This window comes from Rhodanobacter sp. T12-5, assembly GCF_008329435.1.
Lineage (GTDB): Bacteria > Pseudomonadota > Gammaproteobacteria > Xanthomonadales > Rhodanobacteraceae > Rhodanobacter.
This window is the reverse complement of record NZ_NPKN01000003.1, coordinates 335693-356571: the sequence shown is the minus strand read 5'-3', so window position 1 is coordinate 356571 and position 20879 is coordinate 335693. Positions and strand designations below refer to the sequence as shown.

The 20879-nt window shown below is 62.4% G+C and carries 16 protein-coding genes and 1 pseudogene; 8 read left to right on the top strand and 9 right to left on the bottom strand.

Going from position 1 to position 20879, the window contains the following annotated elements; translation table 11 throughout:
• Nucleotides 1-402 precede the first annotated feature (402 nt).
• Nucleotides 403-1317, top strand: a complete 915-nt coding sequence (locus tag CIW53_RS09655; RefSeq protein WP_149364498.1) for a hypothetical protein — start codon at nt 403-405, stop codon at nt 1315-1317.
• Nucleotides 1318-1995: 678 nt separating this feature from the next.
• On the opposite strand, the gene CIW53_RS09650 is transcribed toward CIW53_RS09655, so the two are convergent.
• The 3 genes from CIW53_RS09650 to CIW53_RS09640 form a co-directional block, all read right to left on the bottom strand.
• The gene (locus tag CIW53_RS09650; protein ID WP_149364497.1) at nt 1996-2328 is read right to left on the bottom strand and encodes a hypothetical protein; all 333 of its coding nucleotides are present in this window, start codon (nt 2326-2328) and stop codon (nt 1996-1998) included.
• Between the two features lie 175 nt (nt 2329-2503).
• Nucleotides 2504-3058, bottom strand: a complete 555-nt coding sequence (locus CIW53_RS09645; RefSeq protein ID WP_149364496.1) for a hypothetical protein — start codon at nt 3056-3058, stop codon at nt 2504-2506.
• A 148-nt stretch (nt 3059-3206) separates the two neighbouring features.
• On the bottom strand, nt 3207-3458 hold the full coding sequence (locus CIW53_RS09640; protein WP_149364495.1) for an AbrB/MazE/SpoVT family DNA-binding domain-containing protein: 252 nt from the start codon (nt 3456-3458) through the stop codon (nt 3207-3209).
• Nucleotides 3459-3938: 480 nt separating this feature from the next.
• Between CIW53_RS09640 and CIW53_RS09635 the strand changes: the two genes are divergently transcribed.
• Entirely contained in the window at nt 3939-6281 is a 2343-nt protein-coding gene (locus tag CIW53_RS09635; RefSeq protein WP_149364494.1) for a P-loop NTPase fold protein, read from the top strand.
• Between the two features lie 1222 nt (nt 6282-7503).
• Nucleotides 7504-8877 carry a phospholipase D-like domain-containing protein gene (locus CIW53_RS09630; RefSeq protein ID WP_149364493.1) on the top strand — a complete coding sequence of 458 codons (1374 nt, stop codon included), beginning with the start codon at nt 7504-7506 and terminating at the stop codon, nt 8875-8877.
• A gap of 318 nt (nt 8878-9195) precedes the next feature.
• On the opposite strand, the gene CIW53_RS09625 is transcribed toward CIW53_RS09630, so the two are convergent.
• Complete coding sequence (locus CIW53_RS09625; RefSeq protein ID WP_149364492.1) at nt 9196-9681, bottom strand: GNAT family N-acetyltransferase; 486 nt, start codon at nt 9679-9681, stop codon at nt 9196-9198.
• A 311-nt stretch (nt 9682-9992) separates the two neighbouring features.
• Between CIW53_RS09625 and CIW53_RS09615 the strand changes: the two genes are divergently transcribed.
• The 4 genes from CIW53_RS09615 to CIW53_RS09600 all read left to right on the top strand — a co-directional run bounded on the left by CIW53_RS09615 (nt 9993) and on the right by CIW53_RS09600 (nt 15058).
• Nucleotides 9993-10928 carry a peptidylprolyl isomerase gene (locus CIW53_RS09615; RefSeq protein WP_149364491.1) on the top strand — a complete coding sequence of 312 codons (936 nt, stop codon included), beginning with the start codon at nt 9993-9995 and terminating at the stop codon, nt 10926-10928.
• A 58-nt stretch (nt 10929-10986) separates the two neighbouring features.
• Nucleotides 10987-11601, top strand: a complete 615-nt coding sequence (locus CIW53_RS09610; protein ID WP_242451841.1) for an rRNA adenine N-6-methyltransferase family protein — start codon at nt 10987-10989, stop codon at nt 11599-11601.
• A 225-nt stretch (nt 11602-11826) separates the two neighbouring features.
• Nucleotides 11827-13974 carry an AsmA family protein gene (locus CIW53_RS09605; RefSeq protein WP_149364490.1) on the top strand — a complete coding sequence of 716 codons (2148 nt, stop codon included), beginning with the start codon at nt 11827-11829 and terminating at the stop codon, nt 13972-13974.
• Between the two features lie 154 nt (nt 13975-14128).
• Nucleotides 14129-15058 carry a DMT family transporter gene (locus CIW53_RS09600; protein WP_149364489.1) on the top strand — a complete coding sequence of 310 codons (930 nt, stop codon included), beginning with the start codon at nt 14129-14131 and terminating at the stop codon, nt 15056-15058.
• A 322-nt stretch (nt 15059-15380) separates the two neighbouring features.
• Here the strand turns inward: CIW53_RS09600 and CIW53_RS09595 are convergent.
• From CIW53_RS09595 to CIW53_RS09575, 5 genes and pseudogenes are all read right to left on the bottom strand, one after another.
• Nucleotides 15381-15935 (bottom strand): annotated as a pseudogene (locus CIW53_RS09595) (cytochrome c); the annotation flags it as partial.
• A gap of 10 nt (nt 15936-15945) precedes the next feature.
• Nucleotides 15946-17040 carry a copper resistance protein B gene (locus tag CIW53_RS09590; RefSeq protein WP_172969629.1) on the bottom strand — a complete coding sequence of 365 codons (1095 nt, stop codon included), beginning with the start codon at nt 17038-17040 and terminating at the stop codon, nt 15946-15948.
• The gene (locus CIW53_RS09585) at nt 17037-18794 is read right to left on the bottom strand and encodes a copper resistance system multicopper oxidase (protein ID WP_149364487.1); all 1758 of its coding nucleotides are present in this window, start codon (nt 18792-18794) and stop codon (nt 17037-17039) included. The genes CIW53_RS09590 and CIW53_RS09585 overlap by 4 nt, the downstream gene beginning before the upstream one ends.
• Nucleotides 18795-18909: 115 nt before the next feature.
• Nucleotides 18910-19314 carry a hypothetical protein gene (locus CIW53_RS09580; protein ID WP_149364486.1) on the bottom strand — a complete coding sequence of 135 codons (405 nt, stop codon included), beginning with the start codon at nt 19312-19314 and terminating at the stop codon, nt 18910-18912.
• 58 nt (nt 19315-19372) lie between these two features.
• A complete protein-coding gene (locus CIW53_RS09575; protein WP_149364485.1) occupies nt 19373-19714 on the bottom strand; it encodes a hypothetical protein in 342 nt (113 codons plus the stop codon).
• 196 nt (nt 19715-19910) lie between these two features.
• Here CIW53_RS09575 and rlmJ point away from each other — a divergent pair, with 196 nt between their 5' ends.
• Complete coding sequence (rlmJ, locus tag CIW53_RS09570; protein WP_149364484.1) at nt 19911-20831, top strand: 23S rRNA (adenine(2030)-N(6))-methyltransferase RlmJ; 921 nt, start codon at nt 19911-19913, stop codon at nt 20829-20831.
• Nucleotides 20832-20879: the final 48 nt, after the last annotated feature.

Sequence of the window (20879 nt, the reverse complement as noted above, 5' to 3'; positions counted from 1 at the left end):
GGCTGACGGGTTAGGCCGACGGCCTCCCGCTTGAACTCGTCGCTGAACTTTCTTCGCTTGGACATGACACTCCTTTTTGACCATGATCGGTCTTCTTAGAAGTGTCCGCGTTAACGGGGTAGAACCCCGTGGTTGCCAGCACGTATGCGGATCACCGGCACCCAACCCGAGCGATAGAGCTGCGTCAATCTCAATGGGTCGCACCTACCATTGGTATACCGCCAATGTTGCGCACACTTTGCTTGCCAAAATGAGCCGTCGTGCAAAACACGACTGGGCTAAGCCATTGACCCTACTATCGACGCACATACTTTGGCTCACAACGCGACGTCCCCCTGATTTTGAGTAGCACATAGGTCAGATCACACCGGGACGCTCTACAACCACTACAAATAAGTAGATATGACCCCGACAAATCCAACCACGCCAAAAGAACACCGTCCCTTTCAAGTTCGTCTTGAGACCGCCGCCGCGGAGGGATTCAAGTTGAGGCAAACAGCAGCGCAGAACACGTGCCTCTCAGACGCGAAGAAGACGGTAGAGGCAATCAAACTGCTGGCAACCTTCAACGATCTCCCGAAAGTCGTCCATGCGTACAACGTGATGTACGAACGACTTGTGGCAGAGGAAATGTCTGTCCTTACGAGCTTCCTAGTGACCGACTCGGAAGTGGACAGCGGGCCTGCTTCGACCGAAGTGCGGGCCGCCTTCGCCACCCGCTTAAATGCAGTAGCAGATGCTGTGAAGGCTGACTGGGCGACCAATGTCGAGACTTATCTTCTAATACAAGCTGCCTATCAGCAAGACGACAAGCGTAAGGAACTGCTCGTCGCAAGGTCCGCTGAGCTTGATGCACACATGCTTCAAGCGGCATCCTGGCAGCGCGTCGACTTCGGCAACAAAGCCGAGGCCATCCTGAGAGAAAGGGCGCAGTTTCAGCTGAGCCGAGCTACGACCCAAGCAACCCAGAGCATGGACCGATCGGCAGCTGCGACCAAAACCTTGACCAAGGCCACGGCCTGGATTGCGTCCCTAGCCCTAGTTGCATACTGCGTACAGGCTTACTTTGCTGGTAAGCAGGCCGAATACGCGAAGGATGCCCTGTACATAGCGAAGTGCACCAGCACGAATCCCGTCAGCTCATCACTGCTCCCGGATATCAAATGCCCGGAGATGATGAAACAACACATGCCTAGAACGCCTCTCGAACAATCCCAGGGGCCAAGCGACAGCCAGATCCGTTCGCAGCGACCAAAGGTTTCGGCGCCAGCAACTAGCACCGCGGCAATTGCAGATCGGAAAGCGCAGTCAAAGTAGGTTGAGCGGCCCGCTTTGTTCGCCAGTGCCCAGGCTGGCCTTGGCTGTCGGAGCGGCATTTGTACGCACCCGCCACGAAAGCAGAGAGCCCTGCGGGCAAGGGTCAAAGACTCGATTTCGGCACCTTCTAGATCAGGTGGGGGTGACAATGCTTTGGGATCACGAATAGAAGACACTTCCTAAAGGGGCGTGTGCAGAATTTTGTGTGCGCGGGCTCCGGTAGGACATTTCCTATCAGCCTGGATGTGGCGCGCCCCGCTACGTACACACTTTGCCTGTCAAGGCGAGGCCATCGCCCGCGGTCGCGACAGCTAAGCCGTTGATCCTCCTATGGCCACACAAACTTTGCTCTTCGGCTCCAAGCAAAGTGTGTGCAGGAGCGGCTCCTGCTGTACAGACTTTGGTATCCGAATCCACACAGACTTTGTCGTCATGCCCACGGTTGGGCATGACACCAATGTATGTACGCGTTGTACAAACATTGGTGTCAGAGGGTATGTACAAACATTGGTGTCAGCAGGCACAGCTGACGCTTGCATATGGTGTTGCTGAGATAGCTATGCAGGCCTACTGGTACCGGCAGTTGATCGACCGTGGCTTCACCTGGGCCTATCGTTGTTGGGCACCGCCTGCATTCGACCAGTCCTGCCGCCGAATGATCGGGCTGGTGCGACGACCTCAATCGCCTGGGGGAATGAACCTCTTAGGAAGAGGTGGAACATCCGCGGGGATGTGAGCCAAGCGGAGCCGGTAATGCCAGTACTGCCAGGCCTGCTCCGTGAATTGCCCGCCTTCCGCTGCCTGAAGCACTTCTTGCAGGGTCTCATCGCTAAGGGCGCGCGTGAGCAGGTTTGCATCATCCTGCGTCCCGATATTCATAACTTGGGCGATGACCCGTTGCGGATATCTCATCGCTTCCTGTGGTGTTTTCCACCAGACATAACGGGCCGCCAGCACCAGAAGCAGATCGTGCTGACTTGGTGACAGCCCAGGAGTGCCCGGGGTGGTCATTCGGCGCTTGCGACCAGTAGCTCACGGCCAGCCGCGTCCTGATGCCCCGGTGCCGCACGTTTGTAGGTCCACTGTTTCATCTCTTCCTCGATGACCTTTGCTCCGACCACGCTGCAGTCGCTGCGCACTAGCGACGCAAAAAACAGGCCGCCGTCAACCGACCATCGCCTGGAAGTTAGCCGGTGACGGGCAGCCTGCGATTCTTTGCGGCGCGCCTACCGAGGACGAAACGAGTCAACCCCACGGAAACAGATGCAGCGATGAAAATTCCAAGGTAGGGGGCAACTTGCCACCAAACGATAAAAACGCCGGCAACGAAAGAGCTTAGGTCCAAGTGCGACGCAACCGCCCGGGTTGCTGCGCATGCCTGCACGATAAGTGACCCGAAACCGCTCAGACTCAACGAAGTCCGCGCGAGAGCGTCCGGCGAGTTAGTCTTCCTCGTGAATTCGTCCGGTACTTCGCCATCTCGAAGCATGCGCCCAATGTTCCCCAACGCCGAACCCAACTCCAACAATAAATAGCCAACCGCGGCGATGAGTAGCGACGCACCGCCGATAGCTGCGGCAACCACCAGTAAGTGCGTTAAATCGCCGGACTGGAAATCTTGCGGGCTCACCAAATATGCGACCACGATCGTAGGGACGAAGACGCTGACGGTGATCGACAGGTACACAAATCCTCGTGTTCCGTGCAACGAGGGAAGCAAGCTCAGAAGCTTCTCGAACATGATCAGTATCTCCTTCCGTAGGGTTCACTGCTTACGATTCCGGGAGCAGTCCAATCAGCTTAGGATGGTGTCCACTGAACAGGCAGAGTCCGATTCGTATTGTCGTGCACCACAGCCCGAACCAGCACATTGGCGTTGATAGCGACCTTCACTCGCGATCCGTCCCGCCCAATGCCGTGGCTTCGTTCATTTCTTCGATGGTGGCGACCTTGGCCGTCCGCCCTGCCAGCAGACCGACAAATCCAGCCATCGATCCGGTAGGCCGTGCTGCCTTCAGTACAGCCCGACCACCAGGCACTAAGTCTAGTTCGATCTTCCCCCCTGGCTTGATACCGAGGTGTTGCAGCACATCCTTCCGAAAGGTGACTTGTCCCCGTGCAGTAACGGTCAATGTCGTCATGATGGTGTCCTCGGGCCGAGACTCGGGTACAAAGTAATGCAATATTACCCACAAGCTTCCCCGACCTAGCAGGCTGTTGAGAATGTCCCTCGCCGCAGCGCCGCGATAGCCGGAATCAATCGGATATCGGCTCACAAGAGGGGTCACCCTGATTCAACTCCGTCAGGCGCACGTCTCCGGTCATGGCTCACGTGGGCGACGGATCCCTTATTGCGGCAAACTGCCGATACGGATGACGCCGTGCTTTGGGGGTAGAGCGCCGTGCTTTGGGGGTAGAGGTGGTCAGCATCGAGAACTTGAAGCAACTGCGCTACAAAGACGAAGGCTCCTGCGTGGATTTCGAACAGGCCCAATACCACTTCTCTGCGGCGACCGGCATTGCGATTTCCTCGGCCATGAACACGCGGTCGCGATCGAAGGCGAGGTCAGGCATATGGGCCTAGAGGACTTGATGTTGCTGCTCTGCGGGATCCCTGCGCGATGATCGGACTACTAGTGCGTCTCTCCGCATGGCGCGCCCGTCGCCGTGCGAGACTCAGTGCGGAGGCTGGGAAGGCAGAACCGCTGGACGGCGGAATTGGGGCGGATATGCCGATTCGGACAGCGTCCGAGGATCGCCTCAGGAGGGCCGACTTTGCGGGCCGCATAGCGGGCGTGCTTTCGGAACTCAGTCTGCGCGAAGGCAGGGTTTTCGCAATCCGCGGCGGGTGGGGATTCGGCAAATCTTCCCTTAAGAACCTGATCACCGAGCGGCTCAACGCGAAGAGCAATGGAGCGGACTGGCTCGACTTCAATCCTTGGCAGTGGGGCGACGGGAACGCGATCGCTCGCGCCCTCTTTGGCCAGATAGCGGATCACCTCGGGGGCGCGCATTCAAAAGCCGCGCTCGCCCGCGCCGAAGCGCTGCGACGCTATGGCGCGATCCTCACTGGAGCAGCCGCCCCGATTAAGGAAGCCGGGGGATCTAACCATCTGGTCTCGGCGGTGCTGACAAATGCGTCGGTGATCGCCATCGCGTCGGCCATAGGCTTCAACCTCCCCACGGTAGCGAAGGTGGCAGTTGTTCTTGCCGTCCTCTCGGTCGGCATGTCCTTACTTGGACGCGCGTTCTCGCACCTCGGTCATGACCACGCCAACGACCCGCTCGACAAGGTGCGCGAAGCGCTTGAGGGTCGCCTGCGCGAACTCGACCGGCCACTGGTGGTATTCGTCGACGACATCGACCGGCTCGAGCCAGAGCAGATTAGGATGCTTCTCCGACAGGTGAAAGTGAACGCCAACCTGCCCAACATCGTCTTTGTGCTCCTGTTCCAGCCCAGCATCGTAGAGAGGGCACTCGATCCGGTCGCTGACGGTGATGGTCGCGCCTTCCTCGAGAAAGTCGTGCAGACTAGCTTCGATCTACCTGCGGTCCCGGTGTCGATTGTGCATCGTATCTTCGGAGAAGAGCTTTCCGAGCTGGCCGCACCCTACGCAACCGAGGCGAACGGGTTCTCACAGACGCGCTGGGGTAATGCTTTCATCGGCTGCATCCAGCCCCTTCTGCGTAACATGCGCGACGCGCGCCGGCTGATCTCGTCGGTCGCCGTGCACATCCCCTTGCAGGCAGCTGGCGACGTGTTCGAGGTGAACATCATCGACTTCCTTCTTCTGGAGGCGCTCCGGGTCTTCGAACCAGACCTTCACGAGGCGATGTTTCGAGAGAGGGAGCTTGTTCTCCAGAAGGGACGCTTCCCCGGCTATGGCGGGCGAGATGCGGACAAGGCGGCGGCCGAGCGGCTTCTCGATATCGTGTCGGAGGAGCGACGCGTCGTCGCCCGGGATACTCTTAAGGAGCTCTTTCCGCCTCTCGAATGGGCATACGGAGGCACGAACTACGCCGACAGTTTCCATAGCAGCTGGCTGGCGGCAAAGCGGGTCTGTTCTCCGCGCTACTTCCCAAGGTACTTCGAACTCCAGACGGCGGCCGGTGAAATGTCGGAACGCCGCTTTGTGGCGTTCCTTGCTGCGACGGCGACAGAGGATCGGTTTGCTGCCGCGATTGCCGAAGTCGAGGCCGACGGCCTATTGGCCTCGCTCGTCGCGAGGTTTGACGAGTCCGTCGAGCGTCTCCCGGTTGAGAACGCTGCTGTGCTGCTGCCAGGGATGTTTGCAATCGCCCAGAAGCTTGCGGGTGGGCGTGACGTCGACCCCTTCAATTCCCCTTGGCTTTCAGCATGGCGGGCGACGAGTTGGTTCCTGAAACGGATTCCGGAGGAGACACGAGGAGGCCGAGCGCTCGATGCGCTCCAACGGACAAGAGCGCTGTCCGTCGCAGCGATCCTGATCCACCTAAGCGATCCCGCAGACCGGAAGGAGGATGAGGGCGGCGCATTCGACCCGGCGCTCGATCTCGACACCGTGGAAGCGATGAAGGCCGAATGGCTCCGGTTGATGAGGGGTTATGCCGCGGACGGCGACGCGCTGATCCGCGAACCGGATCTCATGCCCCTGCTCTACCGATGGAGAGACTACGCGGGTTTGTTGGACGAGCCCCGCGAATGGGTCGCAGGCGCGATACAGACCGACAAGGGCTTCGCAACCATGGCCACACGCATGATGAGCCGGGGCACGAGCCACTCCTGGGGCGATCGGGTCGCCACTCTGCGCAACAGTTTCAACAGAGCGACAATCGAGGACTTCATCGGCATCAACGTGGCAAAGGCGAGGTCCGATGCGCTCGATCCCGCCCAATTCCCCGAGCACGAGGAAGCCCTGCGGACGTTGCAGAACTCTCTCGAGGTGTGGCTCGGGCTGAGAGAGGGCAACCCATTAGATCGATAAGCCATATCGGATTCACTTGTTCGCCGTGGTGGAAACCTGTGCAAAAAAGCCCCAACTCCTGGGACCTTGAGCGACGACGACACGACGGAGCATTCACGACACCCGGCGGCCGCCGCCTTGTCAGATACCTTCGCGTGGACGAATCCGGCTGGTCATGGCTCTTGCTGTCTCGACGATGCCTAGGCAAGCTCGACGGACAAAAGTCGATCCGGCATGGACACTTGGGGGAGCAATGGACGCCGATTCACTCTGCGCTGTAGGACAGCGGGCACGGGCATCACGCCTGCAAAACGACCGAGTGAAAGCCTTACGCCAATACGGTCCGGCACCATCGCTACGCGGAGACTTTGCGCGGTGCGCGATTGATCTCGCTTGCGAGCATCACTCGGCGATCATCCGACTCGTGTGCACGGGCGAATATGGTTCTGCGGCCGCCTTGCTTCGCCCGTTGCTAGAGGCATCGAGCTCGGCCTCGTGGCTTTTATACGTCGCGAGCTGCGATCGTGTGCGGGAACTTGCGACTGACGTCGAAACAGCTGAGGGACGGCGCCGCGATCTTCCATTGCTCGATGAGCTGGCGCGGGGGTTGGAGCCGACGTTTCCACTTATCAAGACACTCGTGGACGGCCTGAAAGATCGTGGACCTGCGACCTGGCTGCACAAATACACCCACGGCGGTACCGCGCAGCTTGTCAGGCGCGCTCCGGGGTGGAGCGAAGGCGAGGTTTTGCTGTTGCTACTACGTGCGGACCTATTCGCCATTGTGGCCGCTGCTCACGAAACGGTAATCGAAGCGAACGCAGACCTCTCAACTTACGCCTTTGGCCGGCGTGACGATCTAGGCGACGAGCTATTCTGCCTTTTCGGTGTAGGTCCAGTGCCACAACAGCAGCACGAGCTGCCGCCGCCGCTGAGGGATGGATGCGGGGCGCCGTTCTCGGGCTGAGTACCTGCGACGTCCCCCAACATTGGGTGGCAACAACCTTGCGCGATCGCGCTTGGTGTCGACGGCCCCACTTTGAGTAGCGCAACGATTTTGTACGCCCCGATTCGGTACACACCTGATAGCGTCGTAGGCTCGGAATGCCTGCCGAACCGGGGGAAGTCCACGGGTCTCAGCGGAAGCAAGATCACCACTCACACCGGAGAGAACGTGTTCATTGATGGATCTAGCTACAGTGACGCCGCCCGCGCGTTAGCCAGCCATGAGGATCCCGTCGACATGGCCGTCGCATACGTCGGGAGCGGCGCCGCGGAACAGCTTGGCGGCGGTCACAAGGCCACGCGCATCCTATGCGATCTGCTCAGTGGCGGGACGAACCCAAATGAGGTTGCCAAGATCCAGGCCCTTGCAGGTGTCCAGATTCGACATGTCGACAACCTGCACGCCAAGGTGATGCTCGCTCCTTCGTATGCGCTCGTCGGTTCCGCAAACTTCTCCGACAATGGAGTGGGGTGGCACGACGGGATGCCGGGCAATCTCATCGAAGCCGGCTGCCGCGTGACTGACGATGTCCAGCTCGACCACATCAGGACCTGGTTCAAACGCTACTGGGAGCTCTCCGAGGAAATCACAGCCGACCTTCTCAGCCAGGCGTCAATTAACTGGGCGCGCCGTCAGAGGGGGCGCCCACGACCGGCCGGCGATCGATTCATCATTACCCCAGAAAATTGGCGCTCATATACGGGGCGAGACACGAAGCTGGTTATCTGGCGGCGGCGCCCCACCGCAGAGGAAATAGCCAGCGAGGGCGAACTGCCCGATGGGCTTGCTCCTGGCACCTCGAGTCCGAACAATCCTCACTGGAAGAAGCTGGACCGTTACCACGAGTGGGGCGACCTGCTGAACCTTGGGCCGGGCGTGGTCCTGCTGGACGTTCGATACCAACCCCAGGGAAAGGTGGTGTGTTACGGCGCTCGGCGGACGCTGGCCAATGGCCACCAAGTCCGCCGAGGCTCACGGACGATTGACGTCATGGAGGTCATCTCGGTTATCGATGGGCAACGGTTCGAGACGGCCGAACGCGATCAACTTGCCAGCTGGCTGCAGCCGGAGATTCAGCGCCACTACATCCGTTGGTGCGACGAGTTGAACCCGGACCACGACGAGGGAGGCGTGGTGGTCGACCTGGACCGCGTCCTCAAGGGGGCCTTCGGGACGGCAGAAGGTGCACACCCGTCGGAGTTTCAGCAGCTCTTCGCGCTGGCGTCGCGCATAAGTGAGCCGCTGGGTTGGCGCTGCGTAACCGTCAGGAGCCCTGGGCCAGAGGTGAGGATCGGTACTGGTTCGAAGAACCTACGTCGTAAGGAGACACCGGCTCTCGGCCGGGTGAACCTTCGTCTATCGATCCGTGACGGAATGGTCCGCTGCGGGAGCTATCTGTCACCCACGAAGCTCGCGGCGTATGGCACCCCACTTCGCTTGAGCGGTGCCGAGGGTCGGCACTGGGTCCAGTGGCCCACTGAGTCCACTGCAGTGCTTCTCGCTCGGATGCTGGATGAGACTCGTGACCGCCTCAATGGTTCGGACGTGGATCCGGAGTCCGGACCGCAGAAGAGCCTGCAAAGGGCGGGCTCTCCACGGTCAGCGGTCTAGGTGAAGGTGGTTGGCGCGTCCCCGTTTACGTACGCACTTTGCTTGACAAAATGAGGCTGTCGCCACAAATACGGCGAACTAAGTCACTGATCCAACAAGCAACGTACAAACTTTGCCCTTCGGCGCCCAGCAAAGTACGAGCGTGGTATACGTCTACGGCAACTGACTTTGGTGCTCTGACCCGCACAGACTTTGCCATCATGTCCACGGTCATTGAAGCCGTATGTCTTCATGGGCGAACATCATCGATGAGTGTCACGCGATGCGTCTGTCACCCACCCGGCGCAAGAGTCGTTGCGCCGGTGCTGCGCACACCCACTAGCGCAGTTGTTTTTCATACCGCATGGTGGGAACACCAACAGTGCCATTGGCGACTCGCGCCTGATGCAAGAATTCGCCGCGGCAGTGCCAACCGTTTCGCTCATAGAAGTGACGCGCTCGAGCATTGCCTTCGACGACTGCCAGCCATGCGCTGCTGCTGCACGTCGCAATCAATGCCTCCCCCCTGGCCAGAAGCCTGTTGGCGATGCCGGCACCCCTCGCTCCTGTCGAGACATAGAGGTGCTCGACTTCGTCTCGGTGGACGATGATGAAGCCCGCGATCTCGAGCCCGCGTGCGGCAACGAGGATTTCGCCCAGTCGTTCCTCTGCGGCATGACGCAAAGTTCCGGATTGACGATGCGCCAACAGCGCATCCGGTACGACACCCTCGTGGACCTCTTTCCAACCGCGGGCCCAGATCGTGGCGATGGCGTCGAGATCTTCCAACTCGGCGGGGCGTATATCCAAGGATGAGGATTCCATGTGGGTTCTCAAGATAGTCAGGCAGCAACTCTACCCGAGCCGGTAAAAGCCCAGAACGCCGGCAGGCCATGCCGATGTCGCGGGCCACTTGACTGAGCTGCACACCCGGCGTCGGGTCAGACCAACGGCCTAGCGCCTGAACTCTTCGCTGAACTTTCCTCGTTTGGACATGACACCCGTTTTTGACCATGATCGGCCTTCCTGGAAGTGCCCGCGTCAACAGGGAGAACCATCCATCCACACCCTGGAGTCAGGCCCACAACCACCTGTCAAGTTGCGCTCTTGTCCAACCGTTGTCGAAGGGGAATGCCATGCGTCGTCGTCACCTCATTGCCGCACTTGCGCTCATCACACTGCTGGCGCTGCCCGCGATCGCTGCGGAGCAGATCAAGCCCACACCGACCGCGAAGGAGTTGCTGGCGACATCGGCACCAGACGAATGGCGCACACCCGATCCGCAGAACCTGCTGGTCATGCAACTGGCGACCGGACGCGTGGTGATCGAACTGGCGCCGGACTTCACGCCGTTGCATGCCGCCAACATCCGCACTTTGGCGCGGCAGCATTATTTCGACGGTCTGGCGATCGTGCGCGTGCAGGACAACTTCGTCACCCAGTGGGGCGACCCGGCCAGCGACGACAACGGCGACAAGACCAAACTGCGCCCGCTGGGCAAGGCCAGCAGCACGCTGCCGCCGGAATACACCCGCCCGATCGATCCGAAACTGGCGTGGACGCCGCTGCCCGATGGCGACGTCTACGCGCCCGAGGTCGGCTTTTCCAACGGTTTCCCGGTGGCGCGCGATCCGGCCAGCGGACAGGAATGGCTGGCCCACTGCTACGGCATGGTGGGCGTGGGCCGCGACAACGGCCCGGAGACCGGCAATGGCAGCGAGTTGTATGCGGTGATCGGCCAGGCCCCGCGCCGGCTGGACCGCAACCTGGCGATTGCCGGTCGCGTACTCGAAGGCATGCCGCTGCTGTCCGGTCTGCCGCGCGGCGACGGGCCGATGGGTTTCTATACCCGGCCGGCGCAGCGAACCCTGATCAAGTCCGTGCGGCTGGCCGCCGAGCTGCCGGCGGCGCAACAGCATCCGCTGCAGGTGCTGCGCACCGACAGCCCGACCTTCGCCGCCCTGCTCGACGCCAAGCGCCATCGCCACGATGCGTTCTATGCCGTGTCGGCCGGCAAGGTTGGCTTGTGCGACATCGACGTGCCGGTGCGCGAGACATCGTCGGCACCTTGATGACGATGCGCTGCGTCCGCGAACATCCTGTTCAGCCGCTGCGGCTATCGTGCGGGTTATGGCCGAACGCGAAAACCATGGCATGGCATTGAACGACACCCTGGCCTTTCTGCGTGCCTGGCTGCGCGACCCTCGCGGCATTGGGGCGGTCCTGCCTTCCGGAGCCGCGCTGGCCAGGCTGATGACCAGCCACGTCAGCATCCTGGATGGTCCGGTGATCGAGCTGGGCCCCGGCACCGGCGTGTTGACCCGCGCCCTGCTGGCGCGCGGGGTGCCGCCGCATCGACTCGCGCTGATCGAAGCCGACCCGCACTTCGCCGAGGCACTGAGCCAGCGCTATCCCGAGACAACGATCCTACGCATGGACGCCGCCCGGCTCGGCGATACCGACTCGCTGTTTGGCGAAGAACGCGCCTGCGCCGTCATCAGCGGCCTGCCCTTGCTGTCGATGTCGACGGTCCAGGTCGCCGCGATCGTGCAAGGCGTGTTCGAGCGCCACCTGCGTGCCGGCGGCATGTTCTACCAGTTCACCTACGGTCCGCGCTGCCCGCTGCCGGAGACGCTGATGATGCGGCTGAACCTGCAGTCCCGCCGCGTTGGCAGCGCCCTGCTCAACCTGCCGCCAGCGGCGGTGTACTGCATCAGCCGGGCGGATATCCAGGTCGCCGCCTGACAGTCGCCGAAACGCGACATGCGCCTGTTTCTCGTCGACGAGCGCGGCATGCGGAAGGGTTCGATCCGCGCCACCGACTACTGGAAACTCCACGCGGACGACGACGAATGACGTCGGCAAAACGACGCGCGCATGAATCTCCCCTGATGGCATCCATGGCTTCACCACAAAACCTTGCCACGGGACCAGCTATGACTCACGCTGAACCCGCAGCAGGAGAGAAACATGAAGCGAAGCCGGAAGGTACTGGCCTGGATCGCGGGCGTGCCGCTGGCACTCATCGTCGTGGCGATACTCGTCATTGCCCTGTTCGACTGGAATCGGTTGAAGCCCTTCATCAACGACAAGGTGAGCCAGGCCATCGGCCGGCCATTCGCGATCAATGGCGACCTCACGGTGGACTGGCAACGCGATCGCAGCGGCAACTGGCTTGCATCGTTGCTGCCGTGGCCGCAGTTCACCGCGCGCGATGTCAGCATAGGCAATCCGGAATGGGCGGCCAAGCCCGAGTTTGCGCAACTGGATGCATTGCGTTTCCGGTTGTCGCCGTTGCCGCTGCTGATCCATCGCGTCGACGTACCTTCGCTGCAGCTGGTGCATCCGAGCATCGACCTGGAGCGCGACAAGTCGTCGCGCGCGACCTGGAACTTCACGTTGCCGCAAGGCAGGCCACCTTCCGCATGGAAATTAAATCTCGGCAGCATCGGCTTCGACCAGGGCGTGATCACGCTTGACGATGCGGTCAGCCAGATCAAGCTCAAGGCCACGTTGGCACCGCTGCAGGGTGCGATTCCCTACGACCAGATCGTGGCCGAACAATCCGCCGCGGCACGCGAACAGGCCGGCAAGAGGGTCGGTACGGCGGCGAAAAAGCGCAATGCCAATGACAGCGCCACGGAGGATCGGACCGAGCGGATCGGCCAGGCAACGCCCACTACCGTCTATCAGTTCAGCTGGAACGCCGAAGGCAGCTATCAAGGCAGTCCGCTCAAGGGTCACAGCAAGACCGGCGCCGTGCTGGCGCTGCAGGACAAGACCGCACCGTTCCCGGTGCAGGCGGACATGCACATCGGCGACAGCCACATCGCGCTGGTCGGAACACTGACCGATCCGTTGCAACTTGGTGCGCTCGATGTGCGGCTGTGGTTCTCCGGCTCCAGCATGGCCGGCCTGTATCCGCTGACCGGCATCACCCTGCCCGACACGCCGCCATACGCGACCGAGGGCCACCTGCAGGCGGAACTGCATCGGGGCGGCAGCCGCTACAGTTATCGAAACTTCCACGGTCGCGTCGGCGGCAGCGATCTGTCCGGCAACCTGCTTTTCGTCACCGGTGGCACGCGGCCAAAATTGAGCGGCGACCTGCACTCGAAACTGCTGCAGTTCGGCGACCTCGCGCCGCTGATCGGTGCGGATTCCAACACGGCGAAAAAGCAGCGCGGCGATGGCACGCTTCAGCCCGCCGACAAGCTGCTGCCGGTCGAGCCGTTCCGCACCGATCGCTGGCAGGCGATGGATGCGGACGTGACCTTTACAGGCGCGCGCATCGTGCGCGGCGAGGCTCTGCCGATCGATTCGCTCAGCACGCACATGGTCCTGAACAACGGCGCGCTGTACCTGGACCCGCTGAGTTTCGGCATGGCCGGCGGCACCGTGCGCAGCAATGTCACCCTCGACGGCAGCCGGGCACCGATGCGTGGCCTGTTGAAACTCGACGCACGCCATCTCAAGTTGAAACAGCTGTTTCCGACCTTCGAGCCGATGCGCACCAGCTTCGGCGAGATCAACGGCAACGCCGATCTCAGCGCCCGGGGCAACTCCATCGCCGCCCTGCTCGGCAGCGCGGACGGCGAACTGAAGCTGCTGATGAACGACGGCGCGATCAGCAAGAACCTGCTGGAAACGGCCGGCCTCAACGTGGGAAACATCGTCATCGGCAAGCTGTTCGGCGACAAGACGGTGCAGATCAATTGTGCCGCTTCGGACATGACCGCGGCGAACGGCCTGTTCGACATGCGCCTGTTCGTGTTCGATACCGACGATGCGGTGATCAACGTCACCGGCACGGTGAACATGGCGACCGAGAAGCTCGATCTCGACGTGCAGCCGCATACCAAGGGCATGCGCATCTTCTCGCTGCGCTCGCCGCTGTATGTCCAGGGCACGCTGAAGCATCCGGATGTCGGCGTGCAGAAGGGTCCTTTGTTGTTGCGCGGTGCCGGCGCCGTCGCGCTTGGCGTGGTCGCCGCACCGGCCGTCGCCCTGCTGGCCCTGGTCGCACCCAGTCACGACAATGACGGCGACAATACTTGCCGCACGGTGCTGCAGCAGTTGCGCAGGTCCGGGCGGGTGATGCCGGCGGCCAGGAAATAGCAGCTCACTCCTGTGGGAGCGACTTCAGTGGCGATGCTCTTGTTCCGAACTGACAAAGAGCATCGCGGCTGAAGCCGCTCCCACAAGGGCGCAGGCGCGATCGCGCAAGGATCCAGCGCTAGAATGCCTGCTTCCCTTCCCGCGCGATGCCCCCATGCAAGCCGTCAACCAGGCCCGTCTGCAGATTCATTTCTGCGTGCTGTTGTGGGGTTTCACCGCGATCCTCGGCAAACTGATCACGCTGCCTGCATTGCCGCTGGTGTGGTGGCGCATGCTGCTGGTGGTGCTGGCGCTGCTGACGATGCCGCGGGTCTGGCGCGGGTTGCGCGCGATGCCGGCGCGACTGATCTGGGCATATGCCGGGATCGGCGTGCTGGTGTCGCTGCACTGGCTGAGCTTCTACGCGGCGATCAAATTGTCGAATGCCTCGGTGGGAGCAACCTGCATCGCGCTGGGCCCGGTGTTCCTGGCCTTCATCGAACCGTGGATTGCCAGGCGCAAGTTCGACCCGCGCGAGCTGATGATCGGCGTGGCCGTGGTGCCGGGCGTGGTGATGGTGGTTGGCGGCGTACCGCACGACATGCGCATGGGCATTGCGGTGGGTGTGCTGTCGGCGCTGTTCGTGGCGTTCTTCGGCTCGCTCAACAAGCGGCTGGTCGAGCATGGCGATCCGTTGACGGTCACCTTCATCGAACTGGGCACCGGCACCGCATTCCTCACCGTGCTCGCGCCGCTGCTGCCGCACGCCGGTCCGGCCTTCATGCTGCCGGGCATGCACGACGCCCTGCTGCTGTTGGCGTTGTCGATCGGCTGCACCTTGCTGCCGTTCACGCTGGCGCTGGTTGCGCTGCGCCACCTCAGCGCATTCGGCACGCAGATGGTGACCAACCTGGAACCGGTCTACGCCATCGTGCTGGCGATCGTGCTGCTGGGCGAGCAGCGCGAACTGGACGGCTGGTTCTACGCTGGCGTGGCGGTGATCCTGGCCGCAGTGTTCATGCATCCGCTGCTGAATCGGCGGCGACGCGCGACGGCACAGCCAGAGTTGCTCGGCACCACGGAAAGCCACGGCATGATCGATTGACGCGATCGTCTCGCGACGAAGCGATCACCCGTCTTCGGTCGCGGCAACGCGCGAACCGCTTGTTCGCAACAGGATTTTCTGTTGCTGGATCGGCGGGCACGGCTTGCCCCAGGAGCAGAACACGCAACAATCGCCGGATTGGCGATCAGCGCGATTCGCGCGAAGCTGATCGTGTCCGAAATGTCATTCTTCGACAGCACCTGCGCGTTGCCCCGCATCATGTCGAGTGCTTGCCGGCAGCGTGGAAAAGCCAATCCTGCTCCTTCGGTTTGCCGATGCAACGGATGACACGACCTGCGTCTCGTCAGTCTCCACCGTGACTGTGGTCATGACCGTCTTCGTCCATGTCCATGTCCTCATCCGGCGGAGCCTTCGCCACGATGTCCTCGTATTGCGCCGGCGTCATGCCCGGGAGTTTCTGCAGGAACCCCACCATGCTCCAGATCGTGGCGTCGTCGTGGCTGCCGCCCCACGCAGGCATCGCACTCATCTTGATGCCGTGCTTGATCACCCAGAACGCAGCCTTCGGATCGACACGAACCTGCGACAGGTTCGGCGGCTGCGGATACAAGCCCGGGCGGATCTCGGAATCCTTTGCGCCGGGCTTCAAATGACACCCCGTGCACATCGCCGCGTACTGGCCGGCGCCCTTGAGAATCAGCTGCTGGTCTTCGAGGTCGGGTACCGCGATGTCTTTCGAGTGCACTTCGATCGAGCGGTCGCGCAGCGCCTGCATCACGGCGAAGACGGGCCTGGTATGCGGGGCGTCGGCACCGATGTTGTAGAGGCCCGAGTACACGAACACGCCGCCAGCCAGGGCGAGGACGACCAGAACGACGGCAACGGTGATGCCGTATTGCTTGATCTGTTCTTTCATGATGTTTCCCTCAAAACCATGTGCGGACGCCGGCAACGATCTGCCGGTCGAGAACGGGTTGATGATCCTGCCTTGCGTAGTCGGCGGTGGTACCGGTGCGGCGCACCCAGTTCACGCCGATATACGGTGCGAACTGCCGGCGGATTTCGTAGCGCAGGCGCAGGCCGAATTGCACATCGGACACGCCGCTGCCGATCCGCCGCTGCGGATCGTTCCTGCCGTACAAATTGATCTCCGTTTCCGGCCGCAGGATCAGGCGCTGGGTGAAGAGCATGTCGTAATCAATCCGCAAGCGCGCTGCCGCATGACCGGAAGCCCCGACGTAACCCGTCGCTTCCACGTCGAACCAGTACGGCGCCAGCCCCTGCACGCCGAAGGCCGCCCAAGTGCGGCCGGGACCTTCGCCGAGATCCTGCCGCACACCCAGCTGGGTGCTCCTGAACGTGGCGACATTGTGGTTCCAGAAAGCCTCCAGGTCGCCGTTTTCCAGCTTGCCGCCGCTGCGCTCGCCTTCGGTGCGTACCCACAACTTGTTCTCGTCGTCGCCGTACCAGCCCTCCACCTCCCAGGCCTGGCCATTGGCATCGCGGCCATGAAACGCTTCGAGTTGGTCGATCAGCAGCATGCCGAACGACTTGCTGCCGTGCATGTGCAATCCATGCACAGCGCTGCCCGCGACGCCGTCGGAATAGTCGGGACTGCGCGCGTCGGGGGGCGGACTTCCGCCCTGCATGGGGCCAATCGTCATCTCCGGCATCGCCCCCTTGCCGCTCATGTCGCCCTGCCCCTCGGGCTTTGTACCGTGGTCGACTCCGGCCATGCCGTGGTGATCCACCGCTTGCGGACGCATGCCGGGCATCGATGAGTGATCCATCCCCGGCATGTTGCCCTGCGGTGTCGCCGATGCGTCAGGATCGGCGGATATCGGCGTGTTCGACATCGCGCCGTGGTCCATGCCGGGCATCGCACTCATGTCCATCGATGATGTGCTACCGGGCGCGGGCGCACTCTGCGCCGTGGCCACCAGCGGCAATGCCAACAGCAGCGCGGCCAGCAACGCCGGGCATCGCGGAACGGATGAGGTGTTGCGACGACGCATGATCATGACACCACCACCTCACGGAACATGCCCGCCTCCATGTGATACATCAGATGGCAGTGGTACGCCCAGCGGCCCGGATTGTCGGCCGACACGGCATAGCTGATGCGCTGCGCCGGCTGCACGTTGATGGTGTGCTTGCGCACCTGGAAGCGGCCGTCCGAATCCTCCAGTTCGCTCCACATGCCGTGCAGATGAATCGGATGGTTCATCATGGTGTCGTTGACCAGCACGATGCGCAGGCGCTCGCCGCTGTTGAAATGCACCGGCCTGGCGTCGGAGAACTTTACCCCGTCGAACGACCAGATGAAGCGCTCCATGTTGCCGGTCAGGTGCAGCTCGATTTCGCGGCCGGGTTCACGCGCATCGATCGGGCCGCCGATCGTGTGCAGGTCGGCGTAGGTCAGCACGCGGCGGCCGTTGTCGCGCAGGCCGATGCCCGGATCGTCGAGATTCGTGCGCGGCATGTCCACGCGCATGTCGACGCCGGGACCGTATTCCGTGCGGGCGTGGCGCACCACCGGGGCCGCGTGCGCCATGCCCGGCATCGCGCCGTGATCCATGCCTTGCATGCCCGGCATGTCGTGCGCGACCCCATGAGCGGACCCGTTCATCGCCATCGCACCCATCATGTCCTGCATGGCGAGCCACTGGACGGGATCGGGCCTGGGCACTTCCGCCTCCATGCCTATACGCGGTGCCAGGGTGCCGCGGGCATAACCGGAGCGGTCGATCGACTGGGCGAACAGCGTGTAGGCGCGCTCATCCTGCGGCTCGACGATCACGTCGTAAGTTTCGGCCACCGAGATGCGAAATTCGTCGACCGATACCGGCTCGACATCCTGGCCGTCGGCCGAGATCACCGTCATCTTCAGCCCGGGAATCCGCACGTCGAAAATCGTCTGCGCCGAACCGTTGATGAAACGCAGGCGGATCTTTTCGCCGGGCCTGAAGATGCCGGTCCAGTTGCCGGCCGGCGCCGCACCGTTCATCAGGTAGGTATAGGTGCAGCCGGAGACGTCGGCGAAGTCAGTCGGGTCCATGCGCATCTCGTTCCACATCCTGCGCATGGCCAGCGCCTGGCCCAGGCCCTTCTCGCGCACGTCGCGAAAGAAGTCCGGCACCGTCGGCTGGGCGAAGTTGTAGTAGTCGCTCTGCTTCTTCAGCCTGGCGTAGATGCGCTCGGGATCTTCGTCGGTCCAATCGTTGAGCATCACCACGTAATCGCGATCGGTCCGATGGCGATCCGGACCGGCCGGTTCGATCACCAGCGGACCGTACAGCCCGGTCTGTTCCTGGTAGCCCGAGTGCGAGTGGTACCAATAAGTGCCGCTCTGGCGCACCTGGAATCGGTAGAGAAAGGTTTCGCCGGGAGCAATCCCATCGAAACTCAGGCCCGGCACGCCGTCCATCTGGAACGGCAGGATGATGCCGTGCCAGTGGATCGAGGTCGGCACGCGCATCCGGTTGGTCACGCGCAAATTGACCGTGGTGCCTTCCTTCCAGCGCAGGATCGGGCCGGGAATACCGCCGTTGACGGTGGTGGCCAGGCGTGTGGCACCGGTGTAATTGACCGGCGTCTCGGCGATGTCGAGCGCGAAGTCGGTGCCGCTCAACACGGCGGCTTGACCGGGACTGGTCAACGCCCAGACGTTGGAGGAGCGCAGCAGGCCCAGGCCAGCCACGGCACCGCCCAGGGCCATGCCCTGGACGAAACGACGCCGCGACAAATCTGCAGGGCGCGGGGGAAACAAGTACATGGGATCTCTCCGGGACATCCGGCATCGCCGCATGACGACACCGACCATGGCCAATTGCCACGAGTGCCGTCCAGCGGCCAATACGAGCAAAGCTCATCGAAAACGAGGGAGAGAGTCAGATCTCCGGTGGTCGCAACGGAGGGGAAGTATTCAACGAGGGCGCGCTGACGGGCAGCGGCATGGCGTAGCTGGCGGTCAGCGCGACCCCAGTCAAGACATCCGCTGCGGCGGGTGGCAGCGTGGTACTGCAAAGCGCGATGCAACTGCAGGCGTGACCCGCCATTCCATCGCGGCAACCGGCCTGATCGCCGCAACAGGATCGGGACATCCGGGCGGCGACATGGTGATGACAGGGTTCACTGACCGCCGCAAGCGTTGTCCGCATGGGATGGGATTGAGGCATCCCCGCCATGCCCATCGGTGCAGCGGCCAATGAGTTGATGACCAGCATCAGCCACGCGAGCATGCCCATCGCCCGGAGGCGAGGTGATCGGGCGAGCGGGCGCAGCGACAGGGTCATGAGGTGAGCTTAGCCGTGCGACCTGACGTCCTCAACTCTGGAGGTGGGTTCAGTTGGCTCACGGCTTGCTGAAGCCCATGTGCAGCGTGATCTTGTCGCCGACCTGCAGGTTCGCCATCGACTTCGGCGGAAAATGCACCGTCAGCGCCATCCCGGCGGCGTCCACGCCGACCAGGCCGGTGGCGGCATCGACCGAGGTCACGGTGGCAGGCATCTTGTGCATGCTCCGGCTCATCCCGTGCATCATCTTGTTGTGCATCTTGCCGCTGTGCATGGAACCCATGCTGCTGGACGACGATGCAGGCGTCATTGCCCCGGAATCCTGCGCGTATACCGCGGTGACCGACATGCAAAGACCCAGTGCTATCGATGCGGCGATGGCTTTCGCTGAAAAACTCATGATGACTCTCCGTCTTGATGAGGCAATCGGACCCAGCGCCGATCGGTTGCGGGTGCGCAACAGGCGAAGCCTGCCCCCGGCGACGTGTACAGGCAGTGCAGATCGCGTTGGCAATCCGTGCGCTGTTCCGTGGCCCGCCGCACAGGGCAAGCCGCCTGCCCGTCTATACTTGCCCAACCCGCCCGCCGTGACTGCCATGAATTATCGCCACGCCTATCACGCCGGCAATTTTGCCGATGTCCTGAAACACACCGTGCTGCTCGCGCTGATCGAGGCGATGCAGGCCAAACCCGCGCCATTCTGCTACATCGATACGCATGCCGGCAGCGGCAACTATCTGCTGGATGGCTTCGAGGCGCGCAAGACCGGCGAGCACAAGGACGGCATCGCACGCCTGCACCCCGCCGAAAAAGTGCCGCCGCTGCTGCAACGCTGGCGCGCCGGCATCCTCGCTGGCGAAGGCAACGAGCAAGGCCTGAAACATTACCCCGGCTCACCGCTGCAGGTCGCCCGGCTGCTGCGCCCGGATGACAGTGCGCAGTTGTGCGAACTGCACACCGAAGAAGCGTCCAAACTGCGCGACCTGTTCCGCGGCAATCCGCAGGTGCACGTGCATCAGCGCGACGGCTATGAGGCGCTCAAGGCGCTGCTGCCGCCGAAGGAAAAGCGCGGCCTGGTGTTGATCGACCCGCCGTACGAGGCACAGGAAGCGGAGTACAAGCAGATCGAACAGGCGCTGAAATCCGCCCTGCAGCGCTGGCCTGGCGGCGTCTATGCCGTGTGGTATCCGATCAAGCTGCGCAGCCAGGTGCAACCCTTCCTGCGCGGATTGCAGCGCAGCGATGCAAAGCGCGTGCTGCGCGTCGAACTGCTGGTGCATCCGGACGATTCGCCGCTGCGCCTGAACGGATCGGGCATGGTGATACTCAATGCGCCATGGAATCTCGACGACGTGCTGCGAGAACCGCTGCACGCGCTGGCCAGCCTGCTGTCGCAGGATCGCCCGGCCGAATGGAAGCTGGATTGGCTGCGGCAGGAAGGTGCCGAGCCCGCCACGCCGAGCCCGTTGCCGGCTTCGCGGCTGCTGCGCCCCCTGCCGCCGCCACGACGACGCTGACGTCGCGGCACACGCAGCGCAGACGTCGCTTGTTGTAGCGTAGCCATC